This is a genomic window from Dysgonomonas sp. Shenzhen-Wh21 (assembly GCF_043392705.1).
GTDB lineage: Bacteria > Bacteroidota > Bacteroidia > Bacteroidales > Dysgonomonadaceae > Dysgonomonas.
The window spans coordinates 1-10,169 of sequence record NZ_JAIXHZ010000135.1 but is presented as its reverse complement, the minus strand read 5'-3'; the positions used below and the strand labels follow the sequence as shown (position 1 = coordinate 10,169).

General features: G+C 37.2%; 9 protein-coding genes. 2 read left to right on the top strand and 7 right to left on the bottom strand.

Annotated elements, in window-relative coordinates; all coding sequences use genetic code 11:
* Positions 1–135 precede the first annotated feature (135 nt).
* Positions 136–1,017 (bottom strand): hypothetical protein, encoded by an 882-nt coding sequence (locus tag LDB17_RS09375; protein ID WP_252638099.1) that lies wholly within the window; start codon positions 1,015–1,017, stop codon positions 136–138.
* Positions 977–1,966, bottom strand: coding sequence for a stage II sporulation protein M (locus tag LDB17_RS09370; protein WP_393925006.1), 990 nt, complete (start codon positions 1,964–1,966; stop codon positions 977–979). Before LDB17_RS09370 ends, LDB17_RS09375 begins: the two co-directional genes overlap by 41 nt.
* A gap of 130 nt (positions 1,967–2,096) precedes the next feature.
* Here LDB17_RS09370 and LDB17_RS09365 point away from each other — a divergent pair, with 130 nt between their 5' ends.
* A complete protein-coding gene (locus tag LDB17_RS09365; protein WP_252638101.1) occupies positions 2,097–2,846 on the top strand; it encodes an RDD family protein in 750 nt (249 codons plus the stop codon).
* Positions 2,847–2,853: 7 nt separating this feature from the next.
* Here the strand turns inward: LDB17_RS09365 and LDB17_RS09360 are convergent, their stop codons facing one another.
* The 5 genes from LDB17_RS09360 to LDB17_RS09340 form a co-directional block, all read right to left on the bottom strand.
* Positions 2,854–3,957: a TIGR04133 family radical SAM/SPASM protein gene (locus LDB17_RS09360; protein ID WP_252638102.1), complete on the bottom strand. Its 1,104-nt coding sequence runs from the start codon at positions 3,955–3,957 to the stop codon at positions 2,854–2,856.
* Positions 3,957–4,430, bottom strand: a complete 474-nt coding sequence (locus LDB17_RS09355) for a radical SAM-associated putative lipoprotein (protein ID WP_252638104.1) — start codon at positions 4,428–4,430, stop codon at positions 3,957–3,959. The genes LDB17_RS09360 and LDB17_RS09355 overlap by 1 nt, the downstream gene beginning before the upstream one ends.
* Positions 4,431–4,509: 79 nt before the next feature.
* Positions 4,510–5,934 (bottom strand): glycoside hydrolase family 57 protein, encoded by a 1,425-nt coding sequence (locus LDB17_RS09350; RefSeq protein ID WP_252638105.1) that lies wholly within the window; start codon positions 5,932–5,934, stop codon positions 4,510–4,512.
* A gap of 18 nt (positions 5,935–5,952) precedes the next feature.
* The gene (locus LDB17_RS09345) at positions 5,953–7,209 is read right to left on the bottom strand and encodes a glycosyltransferase (protein WP_252638106.1); all 1,257 of its coding nucleotides are present in this window, start codon (positions 7,207–7,209) and stop codon (positions 5,953–5,955) included.
* Positions 7,210–7,282: 73 nt separating this feature from the next.
* Complete coding sequence (locus LDB17_RS09340; RefSeq protein WP_252638107.1) at positions 7,283–9,256, bottom strand: glycogen debranching enzyme N-terminal domain-containing protein; 1,974 nt, start codon at positions 9,254–9,256, stop codon at positions 7,283–7,285.
* 377 nt (positions 9,257–9,633) lie between these two features.
* On the opposite strand from LDB17_RS09340, the gene LDB17_RS09335 reads away from it, so the two are divergent.
* On the top strand, positions 9,634–10,169 hold a 536-nt coding region (locus tag LDB17_RS09335), incomplete at its 3' end, for a prolipoprotein diacylglyceryl transferase (protein ID WP_393925005.1).

Below are 10,169 nucleotides of genomic sequence, written 5' to 3'. Positions count from 1 at the left end.
CAATATTAATACTAATATTTCAACATATCCCTTAGGGTGGTAAATACAAACCAAGAGCATTAATAAAATGCTCTTGAATATGTATATATTTTTATTTGTATTTACCACCCTAAGGGATATGTTGAAATATTAGTATTAATATTGAATCGGTTGGTCTTCTTCTTTATTTACACCGATCATATCTATTTCGTCTGTAACTCCAATACCATCCAATTGGCTTCTATAACTGAAGTACATAACACCCAATACTATTATTAGTATAGGGCTCAACAACATGCGAGCTGTGTAACTCAAAGAGTATGTAAGGTATATATATATTTCGCTGGTAAGAAAATCTATTCCTAATAGATTACCGATCATCGTGCCATATACCGGAAGTGTAAACACAAAACCAATAACACTGGCTATAATAGAAAAAATGGTTATTAATGCCGAAGATATCCACCAATGATGGCGGACAAGATCAATACTCCGCTGAAAAGTTTCTACCAGACCCTTTTTCTCTACTATATATGTATAGAAATATAGTGAAAGGTATACCGAAATAATCAGCCCAGGAATCAAACACAATATCCAACCTGCAGAAATCAGAATCCCATAGATGATAGAATAACCGAACAAAGGAAGTGCTACTTGCTTTACTTTTGTCCACACATCCTTACTATCTACCGTGCCATCTTTCGATTCGGCATATAATGCCATATAGCACACAGGATAAAGTGACATTAAATATCCTGCTACCATCATAATAAATATACCAAGAAAAAATCGCCAATCAAATAGTGATCGAAAAATTGCAAATGGATCGTCTTCATATTCGCCAATAGATGTCATACCCATATTGGAAAAAGACAGTAAATTCATAAGAAAATATGTAGCAATAAGTGTAATAGGTATAAATACCAATATACCCTTTAAGATTGCTCCATAATTTTGCTTAATGAATGCAATTGAAGTATCAAAAATACCGCTAAAGTCACGGCTTTGATATAACTTGATCTTTTGTTGTTGTTTCATTTGTTTTTTTATTGATGTAATAAGGATAATAGATAAAATACCATATAATAAATAAGGCCGACAAGCCTATTATTGTCAGATTAAAGTAAACCGGCATTTCGGTCAAACGAGTCAGATAGCTCTCGATAAAAGCCGCTACAATAAAAACGGGAATCAGTGCAACAACTATTTTCACAGCATCTTTTGCTCCTCTCTGTAATGACACTATGCGTTTGTATGTACCGGGAAATAAAATACTATTGCCCAATATAAGCCCTGCACCTCCGGCTATTACGATTGCTGATATTTCTAATGTCCCATGCAACCAAATGGATATAGCCGAAGTAAACAACAAACCTTTCTTAAAGAAAAAGTATTGAAAAACACCCAGCATTACACCATTGGAGAATAAGATATAAACTGTACCCATAGAAAATAAAATGCCACCGACGAATGCATAAAATGCAACTCCAATATTATTTGTTGCGATGCCGAAAAACATAGGCGCCTCATCCGAGCTTTTATATATAGCCATCGGATCACCGCTCTCTATATTCTCGAGAGTTTGATTTACATATCCGGGACTTAATATCTGACTAGCGAAGGCTGATTCTTGTTCTAAAGAAAATATCCCAAGCAAAACACCTGCAAACATCGAAAAAAAAGAATAAAGCATGTGTCTGCGATATTTGTACATGATAAGAGGAATTTCTTCTTTCCAGAAACGAAAAAAGCGTCCTTTCTCTTTTTTCTTATACTGGTATATATTGATAAAATAGCGCCCTGTAAGTTGATTTAGATATTTTACTGTTTGCGACCGCGGGTAAAACGTACGCGCATAAGATAAATCATCCGTGAGTTCAATGAAATTATCCGCTAATATTTCAGCCGGAATATCTTTTTCCTTGGTCTGGATATCTATTTCTTGCCACTTATCTCTATTTTGCTTGACAAATGCGGCCTCTCTCATCAAAAACTACAAGTTTGCATTTATAATATATTGTTTCAGCACAAATATAGCTCTTTGGTTAAAAAGAATGAAAAATTTGTACTATATAATCATACAAAAAACATAAATTTGTTCTTTATTTTTAGTGTTTATGATAATAGAAGTACAAACAACCCAAAACGTAACAATAGACTACGAAACAGCCGGTGTCGGATACAGACTTTTAGCTTATATTCTCGACTGGGTTGTAATTTTAATTTGGTATTTAGGTTGGATTGGAATTATATCTCTTTTCTCCCAAGCCGGATTATGGAGTGCGTTTGATGGTAATACTGCCATGATATTTATAATTATAATAATGGCTTCCCCTGTACTTTTCTATGACCTCTTATTCGAAACATTAAATAAAGGACAAAGCATTGGCAAAATGATCGTAAAAATACGAGTTGTGAATGTCGATGGTACTGTTCCATCCGGAAGTTCTTATCTCTTAAGATGGTTATTCCGCTTAGTTGATTTTACGTTTACAGAGGGTTTTCTGGCTATCATAATGATTGCAGTTACAAAAAAGTCGCAGCGGTTGGGTGATTATTTGGCAGGAACAACAGTCATAGACCTCAGATTGAACGCACGAAACAAAGAGTTAAAGCTTTCTGATCTTGATTTTCATGAAGACTATAAAGTTACCTATAAAGATGTGCTTGACAAGTTATCCGACAGAGACATTCAAACGATTACTTCTATCATAGATGACCAACGCATGCAATACAACGAATACTTTAACCAACGTTTGGCTGACAGAATAAAATCGATTACAGGCTATGAATATGATGGTCCTGACAGAATTTTTCTTCGAAAAGTAGTCACCGACTACAATTATTTAGCGGTACAAGAAGTATAAATAATTATCAGGTAATATTAAGTTCAAGAGTCTCTCCTTCTTTTATACGCTTTAGGTGACAAAACAACAATTCACCGTTTTCATCTCGTAAGTGCATACCGTTTCCTTCGCAATAACGAAAGTATTTGCAGTCTTTACATTCACCTTGCTTCATCCATCTACGATCTCGAAAGGGCTGATAGCGATTCGACCATATTTCCCAAAAGCTATCTTTATATATATTTCCCTGCGTAAAATTTGATCGCAGATTAGGACACGCCGAGATAGAACCATCAACAAGTACCGATGCAATATTGATACCGGCATGACAAAAATAGAAATGATCTCGGATCTCTGTTTCATAATTGCCAACAAAACCTTCGCAACCATAACTGAGGTTTATAAGACCTTCCTTACGAGTGTGTTTTATAAATTCAAATAATTGCTTAAACTGAATCGGGGATAATTGTAGCTCCTTATGATCGGCAGCTCTTCCGATAGGGAACACAGTAAAAATACGCCATGATTTAACACCGGTATCGATGAGTAGCTTTTTCAAATCATTGAGTTGAGAGAATGTATCTGCCGTAACACAAGTAACAACATCGAATACAATATCTTTAGTCTGCGCCAGCATCGAAATAGCATTAAATGCCATACGAAAGCTATTCTTATTTCCACGCATTATATTATGTCTCTCCTCAAGTCCATCGAGGCTTATTGTCACCGATCGCAAACCGGCATCAAGAAGGCTTTTCAATCTTTGTTCCGATAAAAACAACCCGTTTGACACCATCCCCCACGGATATTCCCTTTTGTACAACTCCCGTCCGCAAGCCTCAAGGTCGTTACGCATCAATGGCTCGCCACCTGTTATAACAATCATTGTATCATGAGGATTAACATGAGGGGTAACTTCATCTACCACTCGCAGAAAATCTTCCAAGGGCATATCCTTTTGCCTCATATCTTTGTGACAATCGCTGCCACAATGCTTGCATGCCAAATTGCATCTCAAGGTACATTCCCAAATGAGATAGTTTAATTTATGTAGAGATGTCTGATTCTTTTTATGCTGACGAAACAGCTCTAAACCTAAACGCTTTCGGAAGGGAATGTCGTCTACACTCATTATTTTTCAGGATTAGATGAGTTAAGCTTTACAGTACCCAAATCCTTTGTCGTTTCACCGACATACCAACCACCACTACCATTGGTAAAGCTCGGATTATCAAACCTCACAGTATCTATCACTGTTTCCAATAATCCGTTTTTCTCCCCATCGATATCTTCGTATTTTATAACAAACTTCTGACTAGTTGGAAAGTCTTGAATCGATACATTAAATAATCCTTTCACATCGGTTTTTACACTATCTACATAGCGTACTTTACCTGTATCATAACCATTTTTAATTACCCCTAGTGCAACTTTAAGCCCCGAAACTTCTTTATCACCATTTTCCACCTTGCCTTTCACAATAAATTTAGCAGATGGAGTTCCATACTCAACTTTAGGATCAACGGTTGAGCATGAATGATAACCTAGAAAAATGAGAACAAAAGATAAAACCTTTGAATACGCAGAAAGAAGCCTAATTTTCATAATATATCTGTTTTATAAGTATAGATTTAGTTGTCTATATATTACGATGCATATAATGCACAGAAAGTTGCATGAATAATTATTTCTTTGCAGATGGCTTAGCTTTTCCCCGAGCACTTACCTTCGGCTTTGCTACAGGTTTCGGACTCTCAAGTTTAGTTTCAGTTGCTACACTTTTAGGCTTCTCTGTTGCCTTGGGCTTTGCCATTGTAGGTTTTGTTTTAGGCTTTAACAGAATTTCGAGCTTTTCAATTTTGTCTTCCAGCTCTTCTATTTCATTTGCCTGATTGTGAATGGTAGTGAGCAATGCATTAAGCTCCTCATTATCAATAGAGCTAGGAAATTCGGCTTCTACCCTTTCCTTGAAGTCGCTCAATACATTCATATAAGTATTAAATGCTTCGTATGGAGATGAATATGGGCTAAATGGCAACGCATTTTTTGTTCCCATATAATAAAAATGATCACTCGATTGCAAATATATCCAGTCTTGTAATATCCGTCTCGATTGACTCAGGCGAACACGTTCCGCTATTTCATACAACTTATTGAATGCTTCTTCTTGCAATGTATTACCCAACCATGCCGAAACATCTTTTTCTTCACCTACCCATGATATAGGATGCATAGACGAAATAGAATCTACAGGCTTCATCGTCTTAAATATTTCTGATGGGGTAGCAAATCCGATGTTATTCTCAGCAGCAAAACGAGGCAATACTCTCATAAATTCGAATATACCGGAGCTTTTCTTTTGGAAATTACCTAATGCTTCATAATTCATAAACAGATTGATAACCTGTTCCTCTTTTGGCGTATTAGCCACCCAGGAAATAAATTTATCGGCAGTAAGCGGATACTCATTCCAGCTATAGTTCGAAAAACGAGTTGCAATATCGTCACTGAATTTTGAATTACGTAGCAGCAACTTCAATTTTGGCTCTTCTGCTGCTTGATAAAGATAATTAGGACTTTTCCATCCGAGTGTTCGCTTAGCACCCTCGGTTAATATTCCTGTATAGCCCATTTCATAGACTAAGTGTCCAATTTCGTCAGAGTATATCAATTCTGTGTTGCGAAATACCTTTGGACGTTGCCCAAACAGGCTTTCTATCTTATTGCTATGCTCATTTACTTGCTTCTTGAACTCTTCAGGATCTACCAAAGAAGCCAAAGAATGTCCTTGTGTTTCAGTCAAAAACTCAACACAGCCTGTATCTGCCAACTCTTTGAACCCGTCAATAACCTCAGGAGCATATATTTCCATCTGATCTAAAGCCACGCCCGAAATAGAGAATGCAACCTTAAATTTGCCTTCGTATTCTTTTATCATCTCAAGCATCAACCTGTTGGCAGGTATAAAAGAAACCTCAGCCACCTGTTGCATAAAATCCTCATTGGCAAAGTCATCATAATAGTAATGATCGCCGCCAATGTTGAAAAATCTATAGCGTTTTAGCCTGTGAGGCTGATGTATTTGGAAATAGAAACATATATTTTTCATAATGTATTTTGTTTTTTATTATCGACATAGACTGTTATAAATATCCCTTACCTTTTGTCCGGCATATTCCCATTTTATATTATCCACCTCTTCTTTCCCTTCTCTGCTAAGGAATTCAGACATGGCATCGTATGTACAAATAGAATATATAGCATCAGCCATAGCCTCAACATCCCAATAGTCAATCTTCACTGCTTTATCTAAGATTTCGGCACAGCCGGATTGTTTAGATATGATAGTGGGAATACTACACTGCATAGCTTCTAGTGGAGAAATACCAAAAGGCTCCGAAACCGAAGGCATTACATATACATCGCTCCGTTTGAGCATTTCATATACCTGTTTTCCTTTTAGGAATCCTGTAAAATGAAATTTATCCGATATCCCTCTTTCGGCTGCAAGATAGATCATACGTTCCATCATATCGCCGCTACCGGCCATCACGAATCGTATATGCTTTGCCTTTTCAAGTACACGAGCCGCAGCTTCCACAAAGTACTCCGGCCCTTTTTGCATCGTGATACGCCCCAAGAAAGTTACAACTTTATCCTTACCTTTTTGAGGCTCTATCGCGACAATCTCGGCACTTAATGGTTCTACTGCATTGTGCACAGTAGTTACCTTTGCAGGGTCTTGATGATATTTTTCAATTACTGTTCGCCGGGTCAGTTCACTCACACAGATAATATGATCTGCGTAGTCCATCCCGTTTTTTTCCATTTGATAAACTTGCGGGTTTACCTTGCCTCGGCTACGGTCAAAATCTGTTGCATGCACATGTATAACCAAAGGTTTTCCCAAAACATTTTTGGCATGTATTCCTGCGGGATAAGTCAACCAATCATGTGAGTGTATTATATCATAATTATGAGTGCGTGCAATCACTCCGGCAACAATAGAATAATTATTTATCTCCTCCAGCAAATTGTCGGGATAACGTCCCGAGAACTCGATACAACCCAAATCATTTGTATGCAAATAATTAAAATCGCCATAAATATGATCACGTAGATTATAATACTCCTGAGGGTCCATATATTTGGACAGACGCTCGCTTACGTAGTCCCAGTATACCTCACGCCAGGCTACAGGGGTATTGCATGCTCCTATTATTTTCAGAAAACTCTGGTCTTCATCGCCCCAGGGTTTAGGTATAACAAATGTAATCTCCATATCAGGCTGCAAAGACATACCTTTTGTCAATCCATAACTGGCTGTTCCAAGCCCGCCTAATATGTGGGGAGGAAACTCCCATCCAAACATTAATGCTTTCATATATTTTAGTTCGAAACTATTCTGTTAATTTAACAATCTAAATCATATTGCATATAGAGGTATTCTTTATCATTCAATATTCATCTCCAAACATTTTCTGAACATTGAGAGCAGTTATTATTCCGGCAACATTTATGGCATAAGAAATCTGCCCATGTCCGAAATAAGGGATACTGCCATCATATACAGAAGATAAAGAACCTATGCCATCGTTAGACATTTCATCCTCAACACCAATCAAAAGACGGTCGAGAAAAGACAATCCACTCTGCTGAAATATTTTAAGGTAAGCTTCCTGATATGCCCGCAGCAGCCACGGCCATGCCGCACCATTAAAAGCACTGTAGAGGCGATCATATATTGAGCCTTCACATCTCGGACGAAAGCCAATGCTCTTCGGACTAAGGGAACGAATGCCTTTAGGTGTAAGTAATTCTTTAGTTACTATATCAATTATACTTTTACTTTGTCGCTTACCCAGCAGTGGGTAATCGACAGCTATAGCCAATAACATATTTGGTCTGACACTCCAATCGACGAAATTACCCACAACATAATCGTACAGATAGCCACCATCGTTAAGAAAGACTTCCAAAAATGATGTTTTGGTTATCTCAGCCAATAGAGCCATCTTTCTTTCCAGCTTCGGATTATCTTGATTGCGTGCTATTTCTTCATTAAACTTAAGTGCATTATACCAAAAAGCATTAACCTCAACCAAACACCCTGTACGAGGAGCCAAATAAAGTCCGTCCGAAATCTTATTATGCATCCAACTCGGATAACCAACTTTATTGTCTACAGTAAGTAACCCATTCGTTAATGGTTTCAAGTTAGGGTGATTGCCTTCTTGTATAAAGCTTACTATCTGGCTAACCAGACTAGCATATTTCAAATAAAAACGCTCAGAATCGCACATCTGAAACTTTTTAAGGGCACGTATCACCCATAAAAGTACATCTGCATCGCCTATATCCTTCAAAAATCCGGTAATAGGTTTCCCCTCCATAAATTGCAGAATTGTAGGAATAGCAGTATCAACAATCTCTTCAAAAGCATCTTTCTTGCCAACTCCTAGTGTAAGTCCTTCCAAAGCCATAAATTGCTCTCGGGTCTTAACCTCACCCCAAGGATAACCATTCAGTAAATATAGTTCATCTTTAGTAGGACGATAATAAAACTGATGTGCTGAATTTTTCAGACAGTTGTAGAATGAAGAACGAGGGGTACGCTCTTTTATACCCTTTTCAAACGAGAAAACCAGCTTATTCGTATCTACGTGAATATCACTTGCCGAGAATATAACTGACTCACCTTTCTGTATGGGTAATTCGAAGTATCCGGGCACATACAAATCTTCTTTGTATGGTAATCCGTGATTCATATCCTGCATATATTCTACACCTTTATACCAGTTGGGCTCAAAGACGAAATTTACAGGCTTATTAAACTGCATAAACAAATCGGGATAACCGGTATACATACACATACTGATGCCATTTTCAACTTCCTTATATCCAAGTTCTGCTATCGGATTCTCTTCCGTTAATTCGTTCACATCTCTAAATGCCAAGAAAGGCTTGAAGCGCATCGTTGTAGGCGAATGAGCATCTATCAGCGTATATCTGATAAAAATAGAATTATCCTCTAAAGAAAACATCTTCTCTTTAGATAAAATCACCCCCCCTACTCTATATATCGTTCGCGGCAACGAGTCGCAATCAAATTCTCGTATATATTTATGCCCCATCGGGCTATAATTATTTCCATCATATTTATGTATCCCCAGATTGAAATCCGCACCATGCTGTATTACAGTTTCATCTAAGGATGATAGCAATACATGATTTGTATCACCCAAACGGGGTACAGGAAGAACGAGTAGTCCGTGTTGCTTTCGTGTGTTACACTCTACTAATGTTGTACAGTGATATGCTCCCCTCCGGTTTGTTCTCAAAATCTCACGATAAAGCGAGTATTCGAGGTTAACCATCCGCGATTTATCAAATTTGAGGTAAGCATTGGTCTTTTTATAATTGTAATCCATAATGTTACTGATAGATTTTCGGTATTTAATATGTCAACAAACAAGCTATATAAATTCAAACTCGTTTATACAACAAGCTTTTTTGTTCTTAAAGATATGAAAAATGTAAACAAAAAGCGAAGCTTTAGGATATTTTATTAACATTCCCTTATATACACTAATATTCAAATGAATAGACGTCTCTCTATTTAGAATAATTATATATAATAAACGCTTCCTTCTAAAACACACAAATAATTATCAATAAATACTTTATACGCAAATATTAACAAAGAGTACTTTAACTTATCTCAATAAAGTATATCTATTGATAAGTATTTTATATATTTGTACTCCGAAAAAAGGTAAAGTAAAAATTTTGAAATAAAAACAAGTATATGCTTTCATTTATTACCTGGGATGTAAACCCTGATGCTTTTGCTATATTGGGACGAGAAATACGATGGTATGGAATACTTTGGGCTACCGGAGTACTGCTAACAACTATTGTTGTTCAAAAAATGTACAAAGCGGAGAAGCTGCCTGAGAAATGGTTCGATTCGTTATTCATCTATGTTCTCACGGGCCTCATTATCGGAGCACGACTGGGGCATTGTTTATTTTACGACCCGGTATACTACCTAAGCAATCCGTTAAAGATGCTGATGGTATGGGAAGGCGGTTTATCGAGCCACGGAGGAGCAATAGGCATGACTGTAGGTATATGGCTATTTTCGGTCAGAGTTACCAAAAAGAGTATGATATGGGCTCTTGACCGATTGATAGTAGGTGTTGCCATTGGTGCAACATGCATCCGTTTGGGTAATCTAATGAATTCTGAAATATACGGAGGAACGACAACTCTTCCTTGGGGTTTTAACTTTGTGCGCGATCCGCATTGGCATTTCCCAATAGCAGAAGGTGGTGCAAACGA